The sequence below is a fragment of the Rhodococcus sp. Z13_19A genome (genome assembly GCF_058133575.1).
On sequence record NZ_JBYUNN010000003.1, the window covers coordinates 624,742 to 649,789 of the forward strand.

The 25,048-nt window shown below is 71.3% G+C and carries 22 protein-coding genes; 7 read left to right on the plus strand and 15 right to left on the minus strand.

Annotated features, from left to right (window positions below; all coding sequences use genetic code 11):
* Window positions 1-6: 6 nt before the first annotated feature.
* Both casG and AC3YNX_RS14085 read left to right on the plus strand, forming a co-directional pair.
* A complete protein-coding gene (casG, locus tag AC3YNX_RS14080; RefSeq protein ID WP_489995846.1) occupies window positions 7-1,662 on the plus strand; it encodes a steroid-24-oyl-CoA synthetase in 1,656 nt (551 codons plus the stop codon).
* Between the two features lie 95 nt (window positions 1,663-1,757).
* A complete protein-coding gene (locus AC3YNX_RS14085) occupies window positions 1,758-2,666 on the plus strand; it encodes an alpha/beta fold hydrolase (protein WP_489995847.1) in 909 nt (302 codons plus the stop codon).
* On the opposite strand, the gene AC3YNX_RS14090 is transcribed toward AC3YNX_RS14085, so the two are convergent.
* Window positions 2,663-3,271 (minus strand): TetR/AcrR family transcriptional regulator, encoded by a 609-nt coding sequence (locus tag AC3YNX_RS14090; protein WP_489995848.1) that lies wholly within the window; start codon window positions 3,269-3,271, stop codon window positions 2,663-2,665. The two genes, AC3YNX_RS14085 and AC3YNX_RS14090, sit on opposite strands and share 4 nt — an antisense overlap.
* 338 nt (window positions 3,272-3,609) lie before the next feature.
* Between AC3YNX_RS14090 and AC3YNX_RS14095 the strand changes: the two genes are divergently transcribed.
* Entirely contained in the window at window positions 3,610-4,425 is an 816-nt protein-coding gene (locus tag AC3YNX_RS14095) for an SDR family NAD(P)-dependent oxidoreductase (protein WP_127782766.1), read from the plus strand.
* A 58-nt stretch (window positions 4,426-4,483) separates the two neighbouring features.
* Here the strand turns inward: AC3YNX_RS14095 and AC3YNX_RS14100 are convergent, their stop codons facing one another.
* From AC3YNX_RS14100 to AC3YNX_RS14135, 8 genes are all read right to left on the minus strand, one after another.
* Entirely contained in the window at window positions 4,484-5,917 is a 1,434-nt protein-coding gene (locus AC3YNX_RS14100) for an MFS transporter (RefSeq protein WP_127782765.1), read from the minus strand.
* Window positions 5,910-7,133, minus strand: coding sequence for a uroporphyrinogen-III C-methyltransferase (gene cobA / locus AC3YNX_RS14105; protein ID WP_489995849.1), 1,224 nt, complete (start codon window positions 7,131-7,133; stop codon window positions 5,910-5,912). Before cobA ends, AC3YNX_RS14100 begins: the two co-directional genes overlap by 8 nt.
* Window positions 7,134-7,266: 133 nt before the next feature.
* Window positions 7,267-8,292 carry an ABC transporter ATP-binding protein gene (locus AC3YNX_RS14110; protein WP_489995850.1) on the minus strand — a complete coding sequence of 342 codons (1,026 nt, stop codon included), beginning with the start codon at window positions 8,290-8,292 and terminating at the stop codon, window positions 7,267-7,269.
* Window positions 8,285-9,505: an ABC transporter ATP-binding protein gene (locus AC3YNX_RS14115; RefSeq protein ID WP_489995851.1), complete on the minus strand. Its 1,221-nt coding sequence runs from the start codon at window positions 9,503-9,505 to the stop codon at window positions 8,285-8,287. Before AC3YNX_RS14115 ends, AC3YNX_RS14110 begins: the two co-directional genes overlap by 8 nt.
* A 7-nt stretch (window positions 9,506-9,512) precedes the next feature.
* Window positions 9,513-10,472, minus strand: a complete 960-nt coding sequence (locus AC3YNX_RS14120; RefSeq protein ID WP_127782762.1) for an ABC transporter permease — start codon at window positions 10,470-10,472, stop codon at window positions 9,513-9,515.
* Entirely contained in the window at window positions 10,465-11,391 is a 927-nt protein-coding gene (locus AC3YNX_RS14125; protein ID WP_489983342.1) for an ABC transporter permease, read from the minus strand. Before AC3YNX_RS14125 ends, AC3YNX_RS14120 begins: the two co-directional genes overlap by 8 nt.
* Window positions 11,392-11,472: 81 nt before the next feature.
* A complete protein-coding gene (locus AC3YNX_RS14130) occupies window positions 11,473-13,107 on the minus strand; it encodes a peptide ABC transporter substrate-binding protein (RefSeq protein WP_489995852.1) in 1,635 nt (544 codons plus the stop codon).
* Window positions 13,108-13,303: 196 nt separating this feature from the next.
* On the minus strand, window positions 13,304-13,747 hold the full coding sequence (locus AC3YNX_RS14135) for a GNAT family N-acetyltransferase (RefSeq protein WP_127782759.1): 444 nt from the start codon (window positions 13,745-13,747) through the stop codon (window positions 13,304-13,306).
* Window positions 13,748-13,786: 39 nt separating this feature from the next.
* Here AC3YNX_RS14135 and AC3YNX_RS14140 point away from each other — a divergent pair, with 39 nt between their 5' ends.
* Window positions 13,787-14,776, plus strand: a complete 990-nt coding sequence (locus AC3YNX_RS14140) for an alpha/beta hydrolase (RefSeq protein WP_489995853.1) — start codon at window positions 13,787-13,789, stop codon at window positions 14,774-14,776.
* A gap of 10 nt (window positions 14,777-14,786) precedes the next feature.
* The gene (locus AC3YNX_RS14145; RefSeq protein ID WP_127782757.1) at window positions 14,787-16,181 is read left to right on the plus strand and encodes a mycothione reductase; all 1,395 of its coding nucleotides are present in this window, start codon (window positions 14,787-14,789) and stop codon (window positions 16,179-16,181) included.
* Here the strand turns inward: AC3YNX_RS14145 and AC3YNX_RS14150 are convergent.
* Window positions 16,178-16,597, minus strand: coding sequence for a DUF5997 family protein (locus tag AC3YNX_RS14150; RefSeq protein ID WP_489995954.1), 420 nt, complete (start codon window positions 16,595-16,597; stop codon window positions 16,178-16,180). The two genes, AC3YNX_RS14145 and AC3YNX_RS14150, sit on opposite strands and share 4 nt — an antisense overlap.
* Window positions 16,598-16,713: 116 nt before the next feature.
* On the opposite strand from AC3YNX_RS14150, the gene AC3YNX_RS14155 reads away from it, so the two are divergent.
* Entirely contained in the window at window positions 16,714-17,718 is a 1,005-nt protein-coding gene (locus AC3YNX_RS14155; protein WP_489995854.1) for a LysR family transcriptional regulator, read from the plus strand.
* A gap of 14 nt (window positions 17,719-17,732) precedes the next feature.
* Here AC3YNX_RS14155 and AC3YNX_RS14160 read toward each other — a convergent pair whose 3' ends face one another.
* Window positions 17,733-18,572 (minus strand): alpha/beta fold hydrolase, encoded by an 840-nt coding sequence (locus tag AC3YNX_RS14160; RefSeq protein ID WP_489983346.1) that lies wholly within the window; start codon window positions 18,570-18,572, stop codon window positions 17,733-17,735.
* Window positions 18,573-18,670: 98 nt separating this feature from the next.
* Between AC3YNX_RS14160 and AC3YNX_RS14165 the strand changes: the two genes are divergently transcribed.
* Window positions 18,671-20,125 (plus strand): sugar porter family MFS transporter, encoded by a 1,455-nt coding sequence (locus tag AC3YNX_RS14165; RefSeq protein WP_127782754.1) that lies wholly within the window; start codon window positions 18,671-18,673, stop codon window positions 20,123-20,125.
* A gap of 18 nt (window positions 20,126-20,143) precedes the next feature.
* Here the strand turns inward: AC3YNX_RS14165 and map are convergent, their stop codons facing one another.
* From map to ispG, 4 genes are all read right to left on the minus strand, one after another.
* Window positions 20,144-21,013 carry a type I methionyl aminopeptidase gene (gene map / locus AC3YNX_RS14170; RefSeq protein ID WP_127782753.1) on the minus strand — a complete coding sequence of 290 codons (870 nt, stop codon included), beginning with the start codon at window positions 21,011-21,013 and terminating at the stop codon, window positions 20,144-20,146.
* Window positions 21,014-21,038: 25 nt separating this feature from the next.
* Window positions 21,039-22,874 (minus strand): penicillin-binding transpeptidase domain-containing protein, encoded by a 1,836-nt coding sequence (locus tag AC3YNX_RS14175; RefSeq protein WP_489995855.1) that lies wholly within the window; start codon window positions 22,872-22,874, stop codon window positions 21,039-21,041.
* 85 nt (window positions 22,875-22,959) lie between these two features.
* Complete coding sequence (locus tag AC3YNX_RS14180) at window positions 22,960-23,778, minus strand: GNAT family N-acetyltransferase (RefSeq protein ID WP_489995856.1); 819 nt, start codon at window positions 23,776-23,778, stop codon at window positions 22,960-22,962.
* A 95-nt stretch (window positions 23,779-23,873) separates the two neighbouring features.
* Window positions 23,874-25,034, minus strand: coding sequence for a flavodoxin-dependent (E)-4-hydroxy-3-methylbut-2-enyl-diphosphate synthase (gene ispG / locus AC3YNX_RS14185; RefSeq protein WP_127782751.1), 1,161 nt, complete (start codon window positions 25,032-25,034; stop codon window positions 23,874-23,876).
* Window positions 25,035-25,048 lie beyond the last annotated feature (14 nt).

Genomic DNA, 25,048 nt, shown 5'->3' on the forward strand with positions numbered 1-25,048 from the left:
TGTGTGATGACCGCTCCAGCTGACCTGCAGGCCTACGTGGCACAGGTGATGGGCAAGCTCACCGGTCCCGGCGGACCCTTCGAGATCGCCGAGGAGGACGTGCTCGGCACCCGGATGCCCGTGATCACCACCCGCAACCAGTCCCTTCCCGAGCTGCTGGCCCAGGCCGAGAGCTACGGCGATCGCGACTACCTGGTCACCGAGGACCGACACGTCTCCTTCGCCGAGCACGGCGCAGCGGTGCGGTCCCTGGCCCAGGAGCTGGCCGACACCTACGGCGTGGGCAAGGGCGACCGGGTGGCCATCCTGGGCGCCAACTCCCCGGAGTGGATGGAGGCGTTCTGGGCGGTGGCCAGCCTCGGGGCGATCGCCGTGGGCTTCAACGCCTGGTGGACCCCGCCGGAGATCACCTTCGCCATCGGGCACAGCGAGCCCACCGTGATCCTGGTGGACCGCAAGCGGGCGCCGCTGCTGGAGCAGGCCACCGTGTCCCTCCCCCCGCTGCCTGTGCTCGGCCTGGAGGACGACGTGCCACGCCTGGCCGCCGCGCACCCCGACGCCGTCGCCCCCGTGGTGGAGCTGGACGAGGACGACCCCGCCGTCATCCTCTACACCAGCGGCACCAGCGGTCGACCCAAGGGCGTGGTGCACTCCCAGCGCAACCTGCTGGCCGTGGTCAGCTACCACCAGCTCAACGACGCCCTCCTCGCCGCCTTCGGCCAGACCGGGCCGGAGCCGCTGCGCTACCTGCTCACCTCGCCGCTGTTCCACATCGCGAGCCTGCACAACCTGGCCGTGCCGCGGCTGGGCACGGGCAGCGTGGTGGTCATGTACCAGGGCGCCTTCGACGTGGACCGGGTGCTCTCGCTCATCGAGCGCGAGCGCGTCACCAACTGGGGCGCGGTGCCCACCATGGCCAGCCGGCTGCTCGAGCAGGGTGACTTCACCAAGTACGACACCTCCTCGCTCACCGCGTTCGCGCTGGCCTCCGCGCCGTCCTCCATCGCGCTCAAGGACAAGCTGCGCAAGCACGTGCCGTTCGCCAAGGACGCCCTGGTGGACAGCTACGGCATGACGGAGAGCAGCACTGCCGCCACCGTGGCCACCGCCGCGGACCTGGCCGCCAACCCGGGAACCCTGGGTCGGCCGATCGTGACCGTGGCGCTGGAGATCCGCGACCCCTTCGGCGACCGCCTGCCCGACGGCGAGGAGGGCGAGGTGTGCGTCCGCAGCCCGTTCGTCATGCTCGGCTACTGGAACAACCCCGAGGCCACCGCCCAGGCCATCGACTCCGGTCGCTGGCTGCGGACGGGCGACATCGGCGTGTTCGAGAACGGCATGCTGCGGCTGACCACCCGCCGGTCGGACCTCATCCTGCGCGGCGGCGAGAACGTCTACCCCGTGGAGGTCGAGCAGTCCCTCGACGAGTGCCCGGGCGTGGTGGAGTGCGTGGTCTACGGCGTTGCGCACGCCGACCTGGGCCAGGAGGTGGCCGCCGTGGTGGTCACCGATCCGGCGAACCAGGTGACCGAGGACCAGCTGCGCACCTACGCCGAGGAGCACCTGGCCTACTACAAGCGCCCGGTGCGCTACCGGATCACCACGGATGCCTTGCCGCGCAACGCGACCGGCAAGATCATCCGGCGCGAGGTCACCGGCTGAGCGCTCCGCCGAGCCGGCACCACCGCTTGCACCGCCCGAGCCGCGCCAGTGCACAGACGTGCACCGGTGCGGCTCGTGGTCAATACTGGACCACCATGACCCAGCTGATGTTCCACGACCTGCACGGCGACCGCCTCGCCTACCGGATGGCCGGTACCGGCGAGACGCTCCTGCTGGTGCACGGCATGGCCGGCAGCTCGGCGACCTGGCGGTACCTGATTCCCGAGCTGAGCAAGCGCTACCGGGTGGTGGCCCCGGACATGCCCGGGCACGGTGAGTCAGACAAGCCGCGCGGCGACTACTCCCTGGGTGCGTACGCCGCCACGCTGCGTGACCTGCTCGACGCGCTGGACATCGACCGGGTCACCGTGATCGGGCAGTCCCTCGGCGGCGGGGTGGCGCTGCAGATGGCCTACCAGTACCCCGAGCGCTGCGAGCGCCTGGTGCTCATCTCCAGCGGTGGCCTGGGCCGGGAGGTCAGCTGGACGCTGCGGGTGCTGTCCACGCCGGGCTCGGAGCTGGTGCTGCCGCTGCTGGCCCCGCCGTTCGTCCGCGACGCCGGCAACACGATCCGCGGCTGGCTGGGACGTCGGGGGCTGCGCGCCGGCGCGGTCGAGGAGATGTGGAGCGCGTACGCGTCGCTGGCCGACGGCCCGTCCCGGCGGGCGTTCCTGCGCATCCTGCGCTCGGTGGTGGACCCCGGTGGTCAGGCGGTGAGCGCCACCAGCCGGCTCTACCTCAGCGCCCGGCTGCCCATGCAGCTGATCTGGGGCGACCACGACCCGATCATCCCGCTGTCGCACGGAGTGGCCACGCACGAGGCGATGCCCAGCTCGCGGCTGGCGGTGCTGCCCGGCATCGGCCACTTCCCGCACGTCGAGGCGCCGCAGGAGGTCGTCGCGATCATCGACACCTTCCTGCGGGAGACCGAGCCCGCGCAGCCCGAGACCGCCCGAGGTGAGTACCGGGCGCCGCACGCCGACGGGGTGGTCTCGACGCGCTAGCGGCCCTGCCCCGCCAGCTCCGGCACTCGCAGCGAGGCGAGCAGCAGGCGGCAGCCGTTGCGCAGGTCCTCCTCCGCCTGGGCGGCGTCCAGCTGACCGCTGAGGCTGGCCCGCACCACGCCGTACCACTGCTGGTTCACCATCCGCACGAGGGCGAGCTGCTCCTGGTTCGGCTCCTTCAGGTGCGCGGCCGAGAGGAGCGCGCGCCGGAACTCGTGATCGATCTTGTCCACGTCGCTCACCACGGCCGCGCCGGTGGTGATCACCGCCTGGATCATCGACGAGGCCAGCATCGGCTGGCTCATCAGCGCCCGCAGCGAGCGCACCAGCATGCGAGCCACCCGCTCCGCGGGGTCGTTGCTCTCGTCCAGCTGCGGGGCCTCGTTCATCCGCTCGATCTGGCCCGCCATCACCGCCACGAAGAGGTGGTTCTTGGACGGGAAGTAGCGGTACAGCGTGCCGATGGCCACCCCAGCCCGCCGCGCGACCTCCGTCATCTGGACGCGCTCGAGCTCCTTCTCCGTACCCAGCTCCGACGCCGCCCTGAGCATCCGTCGGTACTTGGTGTGCTGCAGCACCGAGCTCGGCTCTGCCGGCGCACGCATCACGGCGATCCTGGCCACTGACCCACCCCCTCCCCACTCCTCGGGCCGCTGCGCTGCACCGACCCGCTCCCCTGTGACGACAATCATCGACAGGTGTCGGGTGCCGCCGCGCGCTGCAGTTCCGCTGAGTAAGACTTTCTGTGCTGCACCCCACACTCGGAGGCGCCACCGACCCGCTGCCCTCCTCTCCCATCCAGTGAGACGCGCGTCCGACATCACCGCCCCCGGCCCTACCGTCAGGTGCGAGACCATCGCTCGGTGCCGCGGGCAGCACGCCCGGCCGGCTCGAGCACGCGCCGCACAGCGACGGCACATCCCGACACCACCCGAGGAGCACGGTGACCGACACAAGCACCATCGACGCAGCCAAGTACGGACCCTGGGCAGTCATCGCAGGCGGCTCGGAAGGCGTCGGATCCTCCTTTGCCGAGCAGCTCGCCGCCGCGGGGATCAACCTCGTCCTGCTGGCCCGCAAGCCCGGCCCGCTGGAGGAGACCGCGGAGAAGGTCCGCGCCCTGGGCGTGGAGGTGCGCACCCTCTCGGTCGACCTCATCGCCCCCGGCGCGGTGGAGCAGATCCGCGCGGTGACCGACCCGCTCGAGGTCGGCCTGTTCATCTTCAACGCCGGCGCCAACACCTACGCCAACGAGTTCGTCACTGCCGACCTCACCAAGGTCCAGGAGGTCATCGACCTCAACATCACCCGCCAGCTCGAGCTGTCCCAGCACTTCGGCGCCCTGATGAAGGAGCGCGGCCGCGGCGGCATCATCCTGCTCGGCTCGATGGCCGGCTACCTCGGCACCGAGATGATCGGCATCTACGCCGCCGCCAAGGCGTTCAGCCGGGTCTTCGCCGAGGGCCTGTGGCTGGAGCTCAAGGCTCACGACGTGGACGTGCTGCACCTGGTGCTGGGTGTCACCCGCACCCCGTCCATGGAGCGTCACGGCCTGAAGATGGACCTGCCCGGTCTGGACGTGGCCGCCCCGGCCGACGTGGCCGCCGAGGGCCTGGCCCGCATCACCGAGGGCCCGGTGTGGGTCGCCGGTGGCGAGGCCAACTTCACCAACGCGAAGAAGCGCCTCGGCTTCCCCCGCGGCCCCATGGTGGAGGCCAGCGCCAAGGCCTCCCGCAAGATGATGGGCTTCGACGAGTAGCTCCCGCGCCCGCTGCAACGAGCCCGCCCCCGGTCACCGACCGGGGGCGGGCTCGTTGCTACTCGAGGTCGTGGTGGGTGGTGCGCAGGCCGACCACGGAGAGCAGGCCGGCCACCAGCACGAACCCGGAGCAGGTGAGGAACGCGGCGCCGAAACCCTCGGCCAGGGCCGGAACGCGCTCGGTGCCGGCGCCGTCGGTTACCCGGGTGGAGACCAGCACCAGCACCGCCAACCCGATCGCCCCACCCATCTGCTGCACCACGTTGACCACGGCCGAGGCGGCCCCGGCGTCGCGGGTGTCCACCCGCGTCACCGCCGACATGGTCAGCGGGATCATCATCAGGCTGAAGCCGGCGGCGATGAGGATCATCGGCCCGAGCAGGTCGCGCACGTAGCCTGCGTCCACCGGCATGCGTGACGCCCAGGCGAACCCGATGGCCATCACCACCGAGCCCGGCCCGATTATCCACCGGGGACTCACCCGCGAGGTGAGCGCCGAGGTCAGCTGTGAGGCCAGGCCGGAGGCGACAGCGAACGGCAGGAAGGCGATACCGGTCTTCAGGGCCGAGTAGCCCAGCACCTCCTGCACGTAGCGGCTGAGGAAGTACGCCATGGCGAACAGCGAGGCACCGGTGATGAAGGTGGCCAGGTAGGTGACCGCGCGGTCCTTGTCGGTGAACAGCCGCAGCGGCACCAACGGGTTCTCCGTGCGGGCCTCCAGCACCACGAAGACCGCCACCAGCACCACTCCCGCCACGATCCACGGCCAGCCGCTGCCGCCGGCGGTGAACCCGTAGACCAGCGCGGAGAAGCCGGCGGTGGCGGTGATCGCGCCACGCAGGTCGAAGCTGGACCGGTCGGGGCGAGTGGTCGGCAGCGCTCGCGGAGCGAGCACCAGCACCAGCAGGCCCACCGGCACGTTGATGAAGAACGTCCACCGCCAGGAGATGTCGGTGAGCACTCCACCCAGCAGCAGTCCTGCGGCCGAGCCCACCCCGGTCATCGCGGCGTAGACGCCGAAGGCCTTGTTGCGCACGGGTCCCGGCGCGAAGGTGGTGGACACCAGCGCCAGCGCGGTGGGCGAGGCCACCGCGGCCCCGGCGCCCTGCAGGACCCGGGCGGCGATCATCGACCACTCGCTCCACGCGCAGGCACCCAGCAGCGAGGCCAGGGTGAACACCGCGATGCCGACGATGAACATCCGCCGTCGGCCCAGCGCGTCGCCGGAGCGCCCGCCCAGCAGCAGCAGGCCGCCGAAGGCCAGCGCGTAGCCGTTGACCACCCAGGACAGGTTGGCGTCGGAGAGCCGGATGGCGGGGTCGTCCTGCAGGTGCGGCAGCGCGATGTTCACGATGCTGCCGTCGAGCACGAGCATCAGCTGCACGGCACCGAGGATGACGATGGCCAGGCCGAAGACCGAGGTGGCGAGCGGGCGCTGCGGCTGCTCCTCGGCGGCGACGGGGCCGGTGACCGGCGGGGCGGACTCAGACATCGCCGCCACCGCCCAGGCCCGCGACCGCACCGATCACGATGATCGCCGGGGGGCGGATGTCGTGGGCGCGAGCGTCGGTGGCCGCGCGGGCCAGGCTGGTGCACACCACCCGCTCGGTGCGGGTGGTGCCCTCCTGGATGATCCGCACCGGGGTGTCGCCGGCGCGGCCGTGGGCCATCAGCACCTCGGCGAACTGCGCCAGCCGCTTCACCGCCATGAGCAGCACCAGCGTGCCGCTCAGCCGGCCCAGCGCCGGCCAGTCCACCAGGCTGCGCGGATCGTCCGGCGCCACGTGCCCGGAGACCACCACCACCTCGTGCGCGACCCCCCGGTGGGTGACCGGCACGCCGGCGGCGGCAGGAACCGCGAACGCGCTGGTGAGGCCCGGCACCACCGTCACCGGCACGCCGGCCTCGGTGCACGCGAGCAGCTCCTCGTAGCCGCGCCCGAACAGGTAGGGATCGCCGCCCTTGAGCCGGACCACGAACTTGCCCGCCCGCGCCCGGTCGATCAGCACGGCGTTGATGTCCTCCTGGGCCATGGCCCGCCCGTAGGGCACCTTGGCCGCGTCGATCACCTCGACGTCCGCCCCCAGCTCCTGCAACAGGTCGGTGGCCCCGAGCCGGTCGGTGACCACCACGTCCGCCTGCCCCAGCAGCCGTCGGCCGCGCACGGTGAGCAGCTCGGGGTCGCCCGGACCGCTACCCACCAGCGCCACGCCGACGGGGCGTTCCGGCGCGGTCTCGGTGAGCATGCCCCGCTGCAGCGCCCGCCGGATGGCCGACACCGCGGCCGAGGAGCGGCGCGGGTGCCCGCCGGAGAGCACCCCGACCATCAGCCCGTCGTGCTCGGTGGTCGCTGGGGTGACGGCGGAGCCACGGGCGGCGTCGTCCGCCCGGACGCAGAACACCCGCCGCCGCTCCGACTCCGCCACCACGGCCGCGTTCACCGCAGGCTCGTCGGTGCAGGCCAGCACGTACCAGGCGTCGTCCAGGTCGCTGCCCTGGAAGCTCCTGCGCTCCCAGCGCAGCTGGCCGGTGTCGGCCATCGCCTGCACCGTCGGAGTGGCTGCCGGCGCCACCACCACCACGTCGGCGTCCACGGCCAGCAACCGGACGAGGCGACGCTGAGCCACCGTCCCGGCACCGACTACGACCACGCGGCGGCCGCGCAGGTCCAGACCGGCCAGGTAGTAGGTTCCGGCGGGCTCAGCCACGGGCTTCCGCGCTGCTCACAGTCGACTCCTCGGTCACGGACGGCGCGGTGAACCGTCGCAGTCTGGTCATCATTCCGGCTACCGACATACCCGTCAAAGACCCGGGCGCCCAACGTGTCGAGGGCCACAGCCCTCAGTCCTGCAGCACCGCGCGCGGCTCGGCGAAGTGGCAGGCACTGGGGTGCCCGGTGCGGTCCACCAGGGCCGGCACCTCGGTGGCGCAGATGTCCTGGGCCTTCCAGCAGCGCGTGCGGAACCGACACCCCGACGGCGGGTTCACCGGGCTGGGTGGGTCGCCCACCAGCCGGATCACCGTCTTGCGCTCCCGCGCGGCGGGGTCGGGCACGGGCACGGCCGAGAGCAGCGCCTGGGTGTACGGGTGCGAGGCCTGCTCGTAGATCTCGGCGTCCGTGCCGACCTCGGCGATCTTGCCCAGGTACATCACCGCCACGCGGTCGGAGAGGTGCCGCACCACGGACAGGTCGTGGGCGATGAACAGGTAGGACAGCCCGAAGTCGTGCTTGAGGTCGCCCAGCAGGTTCATCACCTGCGCCTGGATGGAGACGTCCAGCGCAGAGACCGGCTCGTCACAGATGATCAGGTCCGGCTTGAGCGCCAGCGAGCGGGCGATGCCGATGCGCTGGCGCTGGCCGCCGGAGAACTGGTGCGGGTAGCGGTTGATGTACTCCGGGTTGAGGCCCACCACGTCCAGCAGGTCCTGCACGGCCTTGCGGCGCGAGCTCTTCGGGGCCACCTCGGGGTGGATCTCGAAGGGCTCGCCGATGATGTCGCCCACCGTCATGCGGGGGTTGAGCGAGGTGTAGGGGTCCTGGAAGACCATCTGCACCTTGCGCCGCATCCGCCGCAGGCCGGCGCCGGAGAGCTTGAGGATGTCCTCGCCCTCGAAGAGCACCTCGCCGGCGGTGGCCGGCTCCAGCCGCATGAGCACCTTGGCCAGGGTGGACTTGCCGCAGCCGGACTCCCCCACCACGCCCAGGGTCTCGCCGTGGTCCAGGGTGAAGCTCACACCGTCGACGGCGTGCACCTGGCCCACCGCTCGCTTGAGCAGCACGCCCTGGGTGACCGGGTAGTGCTTGACGAGGTCGCGCACCTCCAGCAGCGGCGTGCCGGAGCCGGCGGGCTTGGTCAGGTCAGCCATGGTGGACCACGTCCTTGCCCTGGTAGAGGTCGTCGGCGAACAGGCACGCGCTCGAGCGCACCTCGCCCAGGGTGATCAGCGGGGGAACCTGCCGGGTGCACACGTCCTGCGCCATCGGGCAGCGCGGGTGGAACGCGCAGCCCGGCGGGACGTGCATCAGGTTCGGTGGCAGCCCGGCGATGCTCCGCAGCTTCTGGCCCTTGAGGTCGACCCGCGGGATCGACTCCAGCAGCGACACGGTGTACGGGTGGCAGGGGTTGGCGTAGAGGTCGTGCACCTCCGCCTGCTCCACGATGCGCCCGGCGTACATCACCGCGATCTTGTCGGCGACGTCGGCGACCACGCCGAGGTCGTGGGTGATGAGGATGAGCCCCATCTGGCGCTCGGCCTGGATCTCCTTGAGCAGGTCCATGATCTGGGCCTGCACGGTGACGTCCAGGGCGGTGGTGGGCTCGTCGGCGATGAGCAGCTCGGGGTCCAGGGCCAGCGACATCGCGATCATCACCCGCTGGCGCATCCCGCCGGAGAACTGGTGCGGGTACTCCTTCACGCGCCCCTTGGCGTTGGGGATCTTCACCTGGTCCAGCAGCTCCACGGCGCGGGCCGTGGCGTCCTTGCGGCTCATCCCGCGCCGCACCCGGAACTGCTCGGCGATCTGGAAGCCGACGCTGAACACCGGGTTGAGGGCGGACAGGGCGTCCTGGAAGACCATCGCGATGCCCTCACCGCGGATGAGGCGGCGCTGCTCGTCGGTCATGGCGAGCAGGTCCTCGCCCTTGAACCGCACCTGGCCGCCGGTGATGGCACCCGGTGGCTGGTCCAGGATGCCCATCACCGTCTGTGCGGTGACGCTCTTGCCCGAGCCGGACTCGCCGAGCACCGCGAGGGTCTCCCCCGACCGGACGTCGTAGGACACGCCGTTGAGCACCTTGGCCACGCCGTCGCGGGTGCGGAACTCCACGTGCAGGTCGTCCACCTCCAGCAGGGCCGGGGAGCGGAAGGTGCCGTCGGGCAGGTACGGGTGCAGCGGGTCGGCAGCGGTCGAGCCGGGCACCGCGCTGGTACCCGGGGCAGCCGTGGCCTTGCCGGAGGTGACCGAGGAGGTGCCTGCCGCGGTGGCGGCCGGCTCGGTGTTGGTCGGCTCGGTGTTGGTCGGCTCGGTGGCAGTCGGGTCGGGGGTGCCCTGGTCGGGGCGCTTGCGGTGGAAGAACACGACTCTCCTAACGGAGCTTCGGGTCGAGGGCCTGGCGCACCGCGTCACCGAGCATCACGAAGGCGAGCACGGTGATGGACAGGAAGCCGGCCGGGAAGAGCAGGGCGAAGGGAGCCGTGCGCAGGTAGGTCTGGGCGTCGCTGATCATCACGCCCCAGGAGACGACGGGGGCGTGCAGGCCGATGCCCAGGTAGGACAGGGTGGCCTCCGCACCGATGAACGCACCCAGGGAGATGGTGGCGTACACCAGCGTCGGGGCCAGGCAGTTGGGCAGCAGGTGGCGGAAGATGATCCGCCTGGTGCCGGCGCCCATGGAGCGGGCGGCCACCACGTAGTCGGCCTGCTTGGCCTGCATCATCGACGAGCGCATCACGCGGGTGGGCACCGGCCAGCCGAGCAGGATCAACGACCCGATCACCAGCGCCACGATGCCCACGGTGGAGGACACCGTGAACGTGGTGAGCACCACGATGGCGCCGAGCACGAAGGGGATGCCCAGGAAGATGTCGGCGATCCGGGAGAGCAGAGCGTCGAGCCAGCCGCCGTAGTAAGCGGCCACGATGCCCACCGCCACGCCCACCAGGGTGGTCCCCAGGGTGGCCAGCACGCCCACGATCAGCGAGTACCGCGCACCGTAGATGCAGCGCGCCAACACGTCGTGGCCCTGCACGTCGGTGCCGAACCAGTGCGCCGAGGACGGGCCCAGGTTGCTCTGGCTCAGGTCGGCCGCCTGCGGGTCGACGTTGGTGAACAACCCCGGCCACAGCGACATCAGCAGCATCACCAGGATGATCACCGCGGAGACCAGGAACAGCGGGCTGCGGCGCAGGTCGCGCCAGGCGTCGGAGCCCAGGCTGCCCACCCGTTCCACCGGCGCCGTGCCGGCCGCGTCCTTGCCCGTCGGCTGGGGGTCGGCGGGGGCGGCGCCCGTGCCCACCTGGCTGGCGCCGAGCTGGGGTTCACTCATAACGGATCCTTGGGTCGAGTAGTCCGTACAGCACGTCCACCAGCAGGCTCATCAGCAGGTACACCAGCACCAGCACCACCACCAGGCCGGTCACCGTGGCGCCCTCCTTGACCTGGATGGCGCGGTAGACCTGGCGGCCGATGCCGTTGATGTTGAAGATGCCCTCGGTGACGATGGCACCGCCCATCAGCGCGCCGAAGTCGGTGCCGAAGAACGTCACCACCGGGATCAGCGAGTTGCGCAGCAGGTGCACCCCGATCACCCGGCGCTGGGGCAGGCCCTTGGCGACGGCGGTGCGCACGTAGTCCGCCCGGCGGTTCTCCACGATCGAGGTGCGGGTGATGCGGGTGGCGTAGGCCAGCGAGAGGCTCGCCAGCACGAAGGCCGGCATGATCAGCTCGTTCCACGGGGCCTTCGGCGAGACGGTCGGGTTGACCACGCCCCACTTGACGCCCAGCAGGTACTGCAGCACGAAGCCGGTGACGAACACCGGCAGCGAGATCAGCAACAGGGTGGAGATGAGCACCAGGTTGTCGAAGAAGCCCTTGCGGCCCAGGCCGGTGAGCACGCCGGCCGCGATGCCGATCACGATCTCGATGACCAGCGCCAGCAGCGCCAGCCGGATGGTGATCGGGTACGAGGTCGAGATGATCTGGCTGATCGGCACGCCCGAGAAGGTGCTCCCGAAGTCACCCTGCAACAGGTTGCCCAGGTACTTGAAGTACTGGACGAAGATGTTGTCGTTCAGGTTGTACTTCTCGGTCATCTCGTTGATGAACGACTGCGGGCAGGCCCGCTGGCCGCACTTGCCGGCGAAGGGGTCACCGGGCACTGCGTAGACGAGGCAGTAGATGAGGAACGTCGTGCCCAGGAACACCGGGATCATCTGCAGCAGACGTCGAAGGATGTAGCGGCCCATGGGGATCTCCGAGTTGGCTCTGACTGGCCACGCGCACCACAGGCCGGCCACCCAGCAGGGTGAGCCGGCCTGTGGCGGGTGTCAGCTGTTGACCCTGACCTGCGTCAGGTCGAGCTCGAGGGTGTAGGACAGCTTGGCGTTGCTCAGGCGCTCAGAGTAGCCCGCCTTCTGCGTGACGCTCCACAGCGGGATCGCCGGCAGGTCCGCGGCCAGCATCTTCTCGGCCTCGATGAACGCCTTGTTCGACTCCGCGGTGTCGCTGATGGCAGCCGCCTTCAGCAGGGCCGCGTCGAACTCGGGGTTGCTGTACTTCGAGTCGTTCGCCGAGCCGGTGGTGGAGTACAGCGGGCTGAGGCCGTTCTCCAGGTTCGGGAAGTCGTAGGACCACGCGGACCGGAACAGGCCGGACATCTGCTTGGCGTTGATGGACTGGCGCAGGACGCTGAAGGTCGGCGTCGGGGTGGCCACGCAGTCGATGCCGATGCTCGACTTGATGCTGTTGCACACCGCCTCGGACCAGTCCTTGTGCCCGCCGTCAGAGTTGTAGGTCAGCGTGAGCGGGCCGCTGAAGCCGCCGGCCTTGGCCAGCAGGTCCTTGGCCTTGGCCGGGTCGTACGTGCAGGCCTCCCCGCAGGTGTCCGCCTCGTAGCCGGTGATGGCCGGCGAGGAGAACGAGGTGGAGGGCACGTAGGTGTCGTTGAAGATGACCTTGGCGATCTGCTCGCGGTTGATCGACATGGAGATGGCCTTGCGCAGGTCGGCGTTGGCGAAGCGCTGGTCGTACATCGGCAGGCTCACCGTGGTCAGGCGCGGCGCGTCCTTGTCGAGCGTGCGGTCCATCAGGTCGGACTGGTACTTCTCACCGGCCAGTGCGGACGGCGGGAGCAGCTGCTGGAAGTCCAGGTTGCCCGAGACGAGGTCGGCGTAGGCCGCCTCCGAGCTCTGGTACAGCTTGATGGTGACGTCCTTGACCTGGGGCTTCTCGCCCTTGTAGTCGTCCCACCGGGTGATCTTGATGTCGGTGTTGTCGTTCCACGCGACGAACTTGAACGGACCGTTGCCCACCGGGTTGCGGCCGAAGGCGACCGGGTCGGCGTAGAAGCTCTGCGGCAGCGGCGCGAAGGCGTGGTAGCCCAGCTTCTGCTTGAACGGGCTGTACGGCGCGACCAGCTCGACCTTGATCTCGGTCGGGCTCACCACCGTGAGGCCGCTCATCGTCTTCGCCGTGGGCGCGGGTGCGTCCGTGCTGCCGGCGGGGGGCGTCGGGTTGACGTCCTGGTAGCCCTTGACCTGCTCGAAGAAGCTGGCGTTGAGCGCCGCGTTGGGGGCGTAGGCCGCCCAGTTCCACGCGTCCACGAAGCTCTTGGCGTCCACGGGGGTGCCGTCGTGGAAGGTGTAGCCGTCCTTGAGCTTGATGTCGTAGTGCTGCGCGTCGGTGGTGGTGATCGACTCGGCGATCTCCATCTTCAGGTCCGAGGTGTCGGTGTCGTAGCTGACGAGCCCGGTGAACATGACGTCGAGCGGGATGGACCCGCCCTCCTCGTTCGTGTTCGCCGGGACCAGCGGGTTCTCCGGCTGGGTGCCCTGGATCGAGATGGCGGCGTTCGGGTCGCTGCTTCCCCCACTTGAATCACTGCTGCTGCCGCCGCAGCCGGCGATCAACATCATCGCTGCCACGGGGAGCGCGACTGCCGCCGCGAACCGCTTTACCCGCATAGGTCGAGTCCTCTCGAAGTCAAGGCACGCCCGCTCGCCGATCGCGTTCCGGGCTCGCGCCCGAGCCATGTGCGGCTCAGACGGAGGGAACTTTAGTCCTCTGCTTACCCAGACTTTTTTCGCCGGCCTAACGAGATCGTGGCTGACGGTGCTCGGGTGACCACTACGGGTAGTGGTTAGAGCACCGGTTCCCGGCTCACGCTCCGGACCGCAGCATGGGCAGGTGCTTGATCCCATCTTCAACGAAAACTGAACCGTCCGAGGCGAATCCGTGCGTCTCGTAGAAGCCGACCATCGGCACCTGGGCGTTCAGCCGGCACGGCTGAGAACCCACCTCGGCCAGGGCCGCCTGCATCAGCCGACGGGCGTGACCGTGCCCCCGTGCGTGTCGAGCAACACACAGCCGACCGATCCGGAAGTCTCCCCCGTCACCGTCGGGCTGCATCAGCCGAACCGTGCCCAGCACGTTCTCGCCCTCCTGCAGCCACAGGTGGCGGGTCTGGGGCAGCAGGTCAGCGCCGTCCAGCTCGGGGTAGGGGCAGGCCTGCTCCACGACGAACACCTCGACGCGCAGGGCGAGGAGCCGGTAGAGCGTGGGGGTGTCCAGGTCGGCGGACCACGATCGGTGCACAGGAGTCATCCCCGATGGGTACCACACCTGCCCCTAGGATCGATCCCCATGACCGACTGGGAGCCCGACGTCCTCGGTGCCGACTACCAGCAGCTGGTGCTGCCGCTGGGCACGGATCCGGACGGGGAGTCCCCGGTCGTGGCCACCCTGGTGCGACACGCCACACCCGGGGTAGCACCGCGGGGTGCGTTCCTGCACGTGCACGGCTACACCGACTACTTCTTCCAGACCGGGCTGGCCGAGCACCTCACCGCGCTGGGCTACGCCTTCTACGCCCTCGACCTGCGCAAGTGCGGGCGGTCCATCCGGCCGGGACAGACGCCGCACTTCGTCAGCGACCTCGCCCTCTACGACGCCGAGCTGGACGAGGCGCTGCGGATCGTGCAGCAGGAGTCCGGCGGCGACCGCGTGGTGGTGGGCGGGCACTCCACCGGGGGTCTCGTCGTGCCGCTGTGGCTGGATCGCCGCCGACAGGCCGGGCTGCCCGCCCCGGACGGCCTGGTGCTCAACAGCCCGTGGTTCGACCTGCAGGGACCGGCGTACTACCGCAGCGCGGCGGGCACCGCCCTGATCGACACCGTGGGCCGGCTCGCGCCGAAGCGGGTGATCCCGGTGGGCAGCGCCGACGCCTACGGCACCAGCCTGCACCGCTCCGGCGGTGGCGAGTGGGACTACGACCTCTCCTGGAAGCCGCTGGTGGGCTTCCCCGCCCGCTTCGGCTGGATGCGCGCCGTGCGGCACGGCCAGGCCGCGCTGCACCGGGGCCTGGACGTGGGCTGCTCGTCGCTGCTGCTGCGCTCCACCCGCAGCCACTTCGCCGCGGCGTACTCCCCCGACGTCGACACCGCCGACGCAGTGCTCGACGTGCGCCAGATCGCCCGCTGGGCGGGGTGCCTGGGCGGCCGGACGCTGGTCGCCCCGATCGACGGCGCCCGCCACGACGTGTTCCTCTCGCAGGCCCCGGCGCGGGAGGCCGCCTACGCCGAGCTGGACGCCTGGCTGGCGGCGCTCCACGAGCAGGTCGACCTCGCGCGGTAGCGTTCACCGGGTGAAGCACTTCGACCTGGCAGTCATCGGCAGCGGCTCGGGCAACACGATCCTGGACCACCGCTTCGACGATCTCGACGTCGCGGTGCTCGAGCGGGGGATCTTCGGCGGCACCTGCCTCAACGTGGGGTGCATCCCCACCAAGATGTACGTCTACGCCGCGGACGTGGCCCGCACGGTGCAGCACGCCGAGCGCTACGGCATCGACGCCCACGTGGACCAGGTGCGCTGGCCGGACATCGTGGACCGGGTGTTCGGCCGGGTCGACCCCATCTCCGCCGGCGGACGGCGCTACCGCAGCGAGGGCACCCCCCGCACCACCGTCTACACCGGCGAGGCGCGCTTCACCGGTCCGCACACCATCGACACCGGTACCGGGGAGACCATCACCGCCGACCGCATCGTGATCGCCGCCGGGTCCCGGGCGATCGTGCCCGACGAGGTCCTCGACAGCGGGGTCACCTTCCACACCAACGACGACGTGATGCGGCTGCCCCGGCTGCCGGAGCGCCTGGTGATCGTGGGCGCCGGCTACATCGCCACCGAGTTCGCGCACGTCTTCTCCGCCTTCGGCAGCGCCGTCTCGCTGATCGGGCGCAGCGACGTCCTGCTGCGCCAGCTCGACCGCGGGATCGCCGAGCGCTTCACCGCCCTCGCCCAGGAGAAGTGGGACGTGCACCTGGGGCACGGCCTGGCCAAGGTGCGCCAGGGCAGCGACGTCGACGGCCACCCCGACATCGAGGTGGAGCTGACCAACGGCGACGTGGTCAGCGGCGACGCACTGCTGGTCGCGGCCGGGCGGCGCCCCAACTCCGACCTGCTGGACCTGGGCGCCGCCGGGGTGGGCACCCACCCGGACGGCCGGATCATGGTCGACGAGCAGCAGCGGGTGCTGTCCACCAACGGCGAGGTGGTGCCCGGCGTGTGGGCGCTGGGTGACGTCAGCTCGCCCTACCAGCTCAAGCACGTGGCCAACCACGAGGCGCGGGTGGTGCAGCACAACCTGCTGCACCCGGAGTCCCCGCGCACCACCAGCCACGCCCACGTGCCCGCCGCGGTGTTCACCGACCCACAGATCGCCACCGTCGGGCTCACCGAGGAGCAGGCGCGCGAGCACGGGCTGGACGTCACCGTGAAGGTTCAGGCCTACGGCGACGTGGCCTACGGCTGGGCGATGGAGGACGTCGAGGGCGTCTGCAAGGTGATCGCCGAGCGCGGCACCGGCCGGCTGCTGGGCGCCCACGTGATGGGCGCGCAGGCCTCCACCGTGATCCAGCCGCTCATCCAGGCGATGTCCTTCGGCCTCTCGGCCACCGAGATGGCCACCGGCCAGTACTGGATCCACCCCGCGCTGGCGGAGGTGGTGGAGAACGCCCTGCTGGGCCTGGAGGTCTAGCTGGCCCGGGTCTGCGGCTTGCCGGACTGCTGCTTGCCGGACTGCGGCTTGGCGGACTGTGGCTTGCCGGACTGCTGCTTGGCCTCGCGCTGGCGGGCGCTCTCCGCGCGCACCCCAGCCTGCAGGCGCTGCTCGGCCTGCAGCCACTCCGGCGCCTCGGCGACCAGCGCGTCCACCTGCTCGGTGGTCAGCGCCTCGGTCACCCCTCCGCGGGCCAGCCCGGCGATGGAGATCTTCAGCTTGCGCGCGAGCACGCTGCGCGGGTGCGGGCCGGCCTGGCGCAGCTGCTGCAGCCACTCCGGCGGGTTGTTCTGCAGCTCCTCGAGCTCGGTGCGCGAGACCGTCCCCTCACGGAACTCCGCAGGGGCAGCAGGCAGGTAGATCTCCAGCTTCTTCGCCGCCGTGGCGGGCTTCATCGTCTGCTGCTTCTTCACCGGGGGTTCCTCGCTTCGATCACCACGTCAGCCTATCTGCAACGATCGACCCTGCTTCACCCCGCAAGCCTCGCTCCACCGACGAAGGGACTCCCCCGGTGCCCGCCGACCCCCGCCAGCTGCGCCACTTCGTGGCCGTGGCCGAGCAGCCCAGCTTCACCAAGGCCGCCCGGTCGCTGGGCGTCGCTCGCACCGAGCTGAGCCGCAGCCTCGCCGCGCTGCAGGAGCAGGTCGGTGAGCCGCTGGTGGTGCCGGGCGAGCAGCCCACCCGGCTGACCGCGGCCGGCGAGGCGCTGCTCGCCCAGGCGCGGTCAGCGCTGGCCGAACCGGATCCCCGCGGCTCCGAGACCGCCGACGACGCGCCACGGGAGCAGACCTTCACCGTGGGCTACGTGCCCGGGGTGACGCTGGCCAAGTGGAGCCGCGTGTGGTCCGAGCGGATGCCCACGGTGCCCCTGCGCGCAGTGGGGGTGGAGGTGGCCGAGCAGGTGGACGCACTGCGGTCCGGGCGGGTGGACGTGTGCCTGGTGCGGCTGCCCGTGCAGCGCGAGGGGCTGAGCGTGGTGCGCCTCTACGAGGAGGTGCCGGTGGTGGTGGTGCCCAAGGACCACCCGGTGGCGCTCTTCGATGCGGTGGGGGTGGCAGACCTCGCCGACGAGCACCTGCTGCAGGACCCGGACACCGTGCCGGAGTGGCGCGACGTCGCCTCGGAGCTGCGCACCGGCGAGCGCCCGGCCGTGGCCGAGGAGCTGACCGACGCCCAGCGCATCGAGCTGGTGGCCGCCGGGCTGGGCATCGTCGTCGTCCCGCAGTCGATCGCCCGCCTGCACGCCCGCCGCGACCTCGTCTACCGCCCGGTGCACGACGTGGCGCCGTCCCCGGTGGCGCTGGCGTGGGTGCCCGAGCGCAACAGCGACCTGGTGGAGACCTTCTTCGGCGTGGTCAAGGGCCGCACCGCCCGCAGCTCCCGCGGCGCCGACCCGGCACCCGCTGAGCCGGCCCCGCGAGCAGGACGCACCAGGCAGCCCCAGAAGCAGGCCGGCGGTGCCCGGGGTGGCAGGTCCGGTGCCCGTGGGGGTGCGCGCAAGCCCCGCCGCGGCTGAGCGGGGCCCGGCTCCTACCAGGGGCTGGAGCGCAGCACGATCTCCGCGGCCAGCTCGGCGGCGGCCTCCTCGGGGATCCAGTGCGTCACCCCGGGCAGCTCGACGAAGCGGTAGTCGGCCAGCACGTGCCTGCGGCTGGCCTCGGCCTGGGTGCGGCCCAGCGCCGTGTCCCCGGTGCTCCACAAGTAGGTGGTGGCCACCTCCACCGCCGGACACTCGCGGTAGTCCTCCCCGCGCATGGCGCGGTACCAGCTCAGCGCGGCGGTGAGCGCACCCGGCTCCAGCAGCGGCTCGACGCTGGCGGCCACCTGCTCCGCGGTCTGCCCCCCGGTGGCCACCATGGCCCGCAACCGCCGCCCGTCGTCGGCCAGCAGCAGGTCCTCGGCCTTTCCGGGCTGGGCGAACAGCTGCATGTAGCTCGAGGACTCCTTCTGCGCGGAGTCGTTGCGCAGCGCGTCGGCGAAGGCCACCGGGTGCCCGACGCTGGCCACCACCAGGCTGCTGACCCGGCTGGGGTGCCGGGCGGCCACCTGCCACGCCACCGCCGCACCCCAGTCGTGGCCCACCAGGTGCGCCCAGCCCACGTCCATGGCGTCCAGCAGGGCGATGACGTCACCGACCAGGTGGGGCATGCGGTAGTCCTCGACCCCGGTCGGGCGGGCCCCCGGGGAGTAGCCGCGCTGCGCGGGGACGATGGTGCGCAGCCCTGCCGCGTGCAGCCGCGGCAGCACCGCGTCGTAGCAGTGCGGACTCTGCGGGAACCCGTGCAGCAGCACCACCGGGGTGTCCGCCGGGTCACCCCCGAGGTGGACGTCGAAGGTGTGCTCACCACAGGTCACCTGTTCCACCGACATGAGCCGACGCTACCCGTCGGCTCCCCGGCACCCCCGGAGCGTCGGGCGTACCGTCGCGGCTGACGCGCATGCCTGGCCACGGGGAGGCGGAACGACCGATGAGCACCGGAGCCACGAGCAGCACCCCCGCCCGGTCCGAACCACCCGCCGGAGGAGCCAGCGTCGCCCACGCCCTGCTGTTCTCCCTCGCGGCCGCGCTGGGCGGTTTCCTCTTCGGCTACGACACCGCCGTGATCAACGGTGCGGTCAAGGCGATCCAGTCTCGCTTCAACGCCGGCACCGCCGCGACCGGGCTGACCGTGTCCCTCGCCCTGATCGGCGCCGCCCTCGGGGCCTGGGTCGCCGGGGCGGTCGCGGGCAGGTTGGGGCGGCTGTGGACGATGCGCATCGCCGCGGTGCTGTTTATCGTGAGCTCGGTGGGCTCCGCCCTGGCCTTCTCGGTGGTCGACCTCGCCTGTTGGCGGGTCGTGGGTGGTGTCGCGGTAGGCATCGCGTCGGTCATCTCCCCCGCCTACATCGCCGAGATCTCCCCGGCCGCCTACCGCGGGCGGTTGGGATCGATGCACCAGCTGGCCATCGTGCTGGGCATCGCCGTGTCGTCGCTGGTCAACTACGCCCTCGCCGAGGCCGCTGGTGGCTCGCGCGGTGAGATCGCCGGGCTCGAGGCCTGGCGGTGGATGCTGATGGCCGCGGCCTTCCCCGGTGCGCTGTACCTGCTGATGACCTACACGCTGCCGGAGTCGCCGCGCTTCCTGGTGGCCAAGGGCAAGACGGCGGTGGCAACGAAGATCCTGGCCAGCCTGGAGGGCGGGAACACCGAGCAGGTGGATCACCGCATCGAGGAGATCCGGGTGTCGCTCAAGCTGGAGGAGCGCTCCCGGGTTCGCGACCTGTTCACCGGCCAGCACAAGATGGTTCCGCTGGTGCTGCTCGGCGTGGCGCTCGCCGCGCTGCAGCAGCTGGTCGGCATCAACGTGATCTTCTACTACTCGGCCTCGCTGTGGCAGTCGGTCGGGATCGGCGAGGACCGCTCCCTGCTCATCAGCGTGGTGAGCGCGGTGGTCAACATCGTGGGCACCTTCGTGGCCATCGCGGTGATCGACAAGATCGGGCGCCGTCCGCTGCTGGCCATCGGCTCGGTGGGCATGACCGTGGCCCTGGGCATCGCCTCGTGGTGCTTCTCCCACGCGGAGGCGGTGGCCGCCTCCACCGACGGCACCGCCGCCGCGGCCGAGCTGCCCTCCCCGTACGGCACCATCGCGCTGGTCGCCGCCAACGGCTTCGTGTTCTTCTTCGCGCTGTCCTGGGGCCCAGTGGTGTGGGTGCTGCTGAGCGAGATGTTCCCCAACCGCTCCCGCGCGGCCGCGGTGGCAGTGGCCACCTCGGCCAACTGGATCGCCAACTTCGCGGTGACGGTGACCTTCCCGACCTTCTCCGCGGCGAACCTCTCGCTCACCTACGCCGGCTACGCCGCGATGGCCGCGGTCTCCCTGGTGGTGGTGATCTTCTTCGTCAAGGAGACCAAGGGCCGCACCCTGGAGGAGAACGGCTAGCCCCTGCCCTGCCCGCGGTCAGGGCAGGGTGAGGATCTCCGCGCCGGTGGCGGTCACCACGATGGTGTGCTCGAACTGCGCGGTCCAGCTCTTGTCCTTGGTGAGCACCGTCCAGCCGTCGTCCCACTGGTCGTAGTCGATGCCGCCCAGGGTGATCATCGGCTCGATGGTGAAGGTCATGCCCTCCTCGATGACCGTCTCCACGCTGGGCTGGTCGTAGTGCAGCACCACCAGACCGCTGTGGAACGACCGCCCGATGCCGTGGCCGGTGAAGTCGCGCACCACGCCGTAGCCGAACCGGCTGGCGTAGGCCTCGATCACCCGGCCCACCACGTTGAGCTGGCGCCCCGGCTTGACCGCCTTGATCGCCCGCATGGTGGCCTCGTGGGTGCGCTCGACGAGGTCGCGCACCTCGGGCGCGACGTCGCCGGCGAGGAAGGTGGCGTTGGTGTCGCCGTGCACGCCACCGATGAACGCGGTGACGTCGATGTTCACGATGTCGCCGTCCTGGATCACCGTGGTGTCCGGGATGCCGTGGCAGATCACCTCGTTCAGCGAGGTGCAGCAGCTCTTGCTGAAGCCGCGGTAGCCCAGCGTGGAGGGGTAGGCGCCGTGGTCGACGAGGAACTCGTGCACCACGCGGTCCACCTCGTCGGTGGTGACGCCCGGAGCCACCACCTTGCCGCCCTCCTGCAGCGCCTGGGCCGCGATCTTGCTGGCCACCCGCATCGCCTCGATGACCTCCGGCGGCTGCACCCAGGGGTCGTTGCTCGGCGTCGGCGCCGGCTTGCCGACGTACTCCGGACGCGGGATCGACTGGGGAACCGTGCGGATCGGGGTGGGGTGCCCCGGGGTCAGGGGCGGACGGGCGGTGGTGAAGACAGACATGGGCCCAGCCTAGTCAACGCCCCGGTCAGTAGCCCGCGGGCAGCGCAGCGAGCACCTGGCCGGTGACGCCCACGGCGCCGGCCGAGCTTCCTCCCCCCACCACGAGGGTGGCGAAGGCGACGTCGCCGCGGTAGCCGATGAACCAGGAGTGCGACCGGGTGCCGTCCCCGAACTGCGCCTCGCCGGTCTTGCCGTGCACCTGCCCCTGCTCGGCCACGCCACGTCCGGACCCACCGGTGACCACCTCGCGCATCATCACCCGCAGCTGGTCGAGCACCGGGGCCGGCAAGGCCGGAGCGCTGCCCGCCACCGCGGTGGGCGCGCCCTGTACCAGCACCGGCGCCGGGGTGGTGCCCCGGGCCACCGTGGCGGCCACCAGCGCCATGCCGAACGGGCTGGCCTGCACGTCACCCTGGCCGATGGAGTCCTCGGCGCGCTTGACCAGGTCCGCGGTGGGCGGCACCTTGCCGGTGACGGTGGTCATCCCGGCCGCGGTGTAGTCCATCCCGATGCCCAGCGAGCGGGCCGTGGTGCTCAGCGCATCGGCTCCCAGCGCGCCGGACAGCTGGGCGAAGGTGGTGTTGCAGGAGGCGGCGAACGCCGTGCGCAGGGGGACCTCGCCGAGCGCGAAGTCGTTGTAGTTGGGGATCACCCGGACCCCGCCGACCACCGTGGTGGCCGGGCACGCGCTGGGGGTCTCGGCGGTGACGGTGCCCGCCTGCAGCACGGCGGCGGCAGTCACCGTCTTGAAGGTGCTGCCCGGCTCGTACAGGCCGGTCAGCGCCACTGGTCCGGCGGCGTCGGCCGCGGCGTTCTGGGCCACGGCCAGCACCTCCCCGGTGGACGCCTTCAGCGCCACCGTCATCGCCGGCTCCGGCTTGCTGCGCACGGCGTTCTGCGCGGCCTGCTGCACGCCGTGGTCGAGGGTGAGCCGCACCGCCGCGGCAGGCTCCGCGGCGGTGGTGGCCAGGGTCTCCACCTGCGCACCGTTGGGTCCCACGGTGACCACGCGCCAACCGGCCCGCCCGGCCAGGTCGTCCTGCACCGTGGAGCTGACCTCGCGGAGCAGGGTGGGCGCCACGGTGGGGTCGACGCTGAGCAGCGCGGCCTGGCTGCTGAAGCTGACGCCCGGCAGCTCGTAGACCGCGGCCTTCACCGCCAGGTAGTCGTTCTCCCGCAGCGTCACCACCGGGTAGGGCGCCGCCCCGCCGGTGGCCACCCCGTCCATGATGGACTGGGTGGTGATCGCGGGGTCGAACCGGCTGACCGCGGCGGCGAGGTCGCGGGCCACGGCAGGCACGTCGCCGGCCGCGGCGGGGTCGAGGGTCACCCGCACCACCACGCCGGGGTTGAGCAGCGCCTGGCCGTTGCGGTCGAGCACCGACGCGGTGGGCGCGGGGTCCGCCCGAACGGCCAGGGACTGGTTGTCGGCCAGCCTCGGGTGCAGGTTGGCGCTGCTCCAGCGGACCGTCCAGTCCCCTCCCGTGCGCCCGAGCTTCAGCTGGCCGGTGTGGGTCCAGGTGCGTTGCTGGGCCAGGTGCCAGTGCGCGGTGAAGTCGGCGGTGGCGGTGCCGTCGGAGGTGCGGACCTCCCCCAGCTCGGTGTCCACCGACTCCGCCCCCAGACCGGTGCGGGTCGTCTCGATCGCCGCACGCGCCGCGTCGGGCTGGTCGGTGGCGGCTCCGGCCGCGGCCAGGTCACCGGCGGAGAGCCCTTGCAGGAACCGGGACGCTGCGTCGGCGGCGCTGGGCCCGCTGGTGCAGGCGGTGAGCGAGCCGGTGACCATCAGCACCGCCAGCAGCACGGCCGCCAGCAGTCGCGGGCCAGCCAGGGTGCGGGGTCGCGCAGAGACGGTGACCATCGCCGCCCAGCATAAGCACCGGCACACCGAAACCCTTGCGCCCAGCAGCCCGTGCCGGCACTCGTGCAGGAGCACGGTGCCGGCTCTAGTGCAGGAGCACGGTGGCAAACGTGGCCACCTCGTGGAAGCCGATCCGCTCGTACACCCGTCGTGCGGTGGCGTTGAAGTCGTTGACGTACAGGCTGGGCAGCCGGTGGGAGCTGCGGATGGCGGCGGCCACCGCGGCGGTCCCCGCCCCGGCGAGCCCGCTGCCGCGCCGCTCCGGGGCCACCCACACGCCCTGGATCTGCCCGGTGGTGCTGGAGCTGGCGCCCACCTCCGCCTTGTAGACCACTGCGCCGTCCTCGAACCGCGCGTAGGCCCGGCCCTCGGCGATGTGCTCGACCACCCGACGGCGATAGGCAGCGCCGCCGTCTGCGGCGGTGGGGTCGATCCCCATCTCCTCGATGAACATGGCCACCGACGCGGGCAGGTACGCGGGCAGGTCGCTGGGACAGACCCGCCGCACGTGCGGGTCGGGCGTCACCAGCGGCGCACCCGGCAGCGCCAGCAGCGGCTGCCGCGCACGCACCTCACGAGCGGGACCCCACCAGTCCTCCAGCAGCTCCCACATGGGCAGCACGAGGTGCGCCATGCCCACCAGCGACGAGCAGGCGCGGGGCTGGCGCCGGGCCAGCTCGGCGAACATCGCCACCGCCTCCGGCGAGCCGTGCACCGGGATGAGGTTGGCGCCGGAGTAGCACAGCGACCGCCCCGGCTGGTCGACCGTCCACAGCTCGGCGCCGAGCCGGTTGGGGGTCACTCCGTGGGCCTCCACCCGGGCGAGCACCATGCAGTTGGCCACCGGGTCGGTGCCCAGCCCGCGCAGCACCTCGTCGGCGTCGGCCTGTCCCAGCCGGCGCACGACAGCCCGGCGGTCGTCCCACGGTTGCGCGCCCGCACCGACCCGGAGCACGGCTCAGCCCGCCGCGCGGCGGCCCAGCGGGCCCAGCGTGCACATCAGCCGACGGTCACAGCAGGCTCGCCGGAGGTGGCACCGCTGTCCTTCATCTGATCCGCGATCTTCATGGCCTCCTCGATCAAGGTCTCCACGATCATCGCCTCGGGAACGGTCTTGATCACCTCGCCCTTGACGAAGATCTGGCCCTTGCCGTTGCCCGACGCCACGCCCAGGTCGGCCTCGCGAGCCTCGCCGGGCCCGTTGACGACGCAGCCCATCACCGCCACGCGCAGCGGCACCTCCATGCCCTCCAGGCCCGCGGTGACCTGGTCGGCCAGCGTGTAGACGTCCACCTGGGCCCGCCCGCAGGACGGACAGGAGACGATCTCCAGCTTGCGCGGGCGCAGGCCGAGGGACTGCAGGATCTGGTTGCCGACCTTGACCTCCTCGATGGGAGGGGCAGACAGGGACACGCGGATGGTGTCGCCGATGCCGCGGGAGAGCAGCGACCCGAAGGCCACCGCCGACTTGATCGTGCCCTGGAAGGCCGGTCCGGCCTCGGTGACCCCCAGGTGCAGCGGGTAGTCGCACTGCTCGGCGAGCAGCTCGTAGGCACGAACCATGGTGACGGGGTCGTTGTGCTTCACCGAGATCTTCAGGTCGTTGAACCCGTGCTCGGCGAACAGCCCGGCCTCCCACAGCGCCGACTCCACCAGTGCCTCCGGGGTGGCCTTGCCGTGCTTGGTGAGGATGCGCGGGTCCAGCGAGCCCGCGTTGACGCCGATGCGGATGGGGATGCCGGCGTCCTTGGCCGCCAGCGCCACCTCCTTGACCCGGCCGTCGAACTCCTTGATGTTGCCGGGGTTGACCCGCACGGCCGCGCAGCCGGCGTCGATCGCGGCGAAGATGTAGCGCGGCTGGAAGTGGATGTCGGCGATCACCGGCAGCTGGCTCTTGGCCGCGATGGCCTTGAGCGCCTCGGCGTCCTCGGTGCGCGGGCACGCCACCCGGACGATGTCGCAGCCCGCGGCGGTCAGCTCGGCGATCTGCTGCAGGGTGGCGTTGACGTCGTGGGTGCGGGTGGTGGTCATGGACTGCACCGACACGGGAAAGTCGCTGCCCACCCCCACGTCACCGACGTGCAGCTGGCGGGTGGGGCGACGCGGGGCGAGCACCGGCTGGGGTGCCTCCGGCATGCCGAGCGTGACGGGTGTGGTCACGATCGTCCTTCCTC

What these genes read in the sequence shown, in the direction of transcription:
- casG (WP_489995846.1), top strand. Translation starts at nt 7, where the DNA reads ATGACCGCTCCAGCTGACCTGCAGGCCTACGTGGCACAGGTGATGGGC.
- AC3YNX_RS14085 (WP_489995847.1), top strand. Translation starts at nt 1,758, where the DNA reads ATGACCCAGCTGATGTTCCACGACCTGCACGGCGACCGCCTCGCCTAC.
- AC3YNX_RS14090 (WP_489995848.1), bottom strand. Translation starts at nt 3,271, where the DNA reads ATGCGTGCGCCGGCAGAGCCGAGCTCGGTGCTGCAGCACACCAAGTAC.
- AC3YNX_RS14100 (WP_127782765.1), bottom strand. Translation starts at nt 5,917, where the DNA reads ATGTCTGAGTCCGCCCCGCCGGTCACCGGCCCCGTCGCCGCCGAGGAG.
- AC3YNX_RS14110 (WP_489995850.1), bottom strand. Translation starts at nt 8,292, where the DNA reads ATGGCTGACCTGACCAAGCCCGCCGGCTCCGGCACGCCGCTGCTGGAG.
- AC3YNX_RS14120 (WP_127782762.1), bottom strand. Translation starts at nt 10,472, where the DNA reads ATGAGTGAACCCCAGCTCGGCGCCAGCCAGGTGGGCACGGGCGCCGCC.
- AC3YNX_RS14125 (WP_489983342.1), bottom strand. Translation starts at nt 11,391, where the DNA reads ATGGGCCGCTACATCCTTCGACGTCTGCTGCAGATGATCCCGGTGTTC.
- AC3YNX_RS14130 (WP_489995852.1), bottom strand. Translation starts at nt 13,107, where the DNA reads ATGCGGGTAAAGCGGTTCGCGGCGGCAGTCGCGCTCCCCGTGGCAGCG.
- AC3YNX_RS14135 (WP_127782759.1), bottom strand. Translation starts at nt 13,747, where the DNA reads ATGACTCCTGTGCACCGATCGTGGTCCGCCGACCTGGACACCCCCACG.
- AC3YNX_RS14140 (WP_489995853.1), top strand. Translation starts at nt 13,787, where the DNA reads ATGACCGACTGGGAGCCCGACGTCCTCGGTGCCGACTACCAGCAGCTG.
- AC3YNX_RS14150 (WP_489995954.1), bottom strand. Translation starts at nt 16,597, where the DNA reads ATGAAGCCCGCCACGGCGGCGAAGAAGCTGGAGATCTACCTGCCTGCT.
- AC3YNX_RS14160 (WP_489983346.1), bottom strand. Translation starts at nt 18,572, where the DNA reads ATGTCGGTGGAACAGGTGACCTGTGGTGAGCACACCTTCGACGTCCAC.
- AC3YNX_RS14165 (WP_127782754.1), top strand. Translation starts at nt 18,671, where the DNA reads ATGAGCACCGGAGCCACGAGCAGCACCCCCGCCCGGTCCGAACCACCC.
- map (WP_127782753.1), bottom strand. Translation starts at nt 21,013, where the DNA reads ATGTCTGTCTTCACCACCGCCCGTCCGCCCCTGACCCCGGGGCACCCC.
- AC3YNX_RS14175 (WP_489995855.1), bottom strand. Translation starts at nt 22,874, where the DNA reads ATGGTCACCGTCTCTGCGCGACCCCGCACCCTGGCTGGCCCGCGACTG.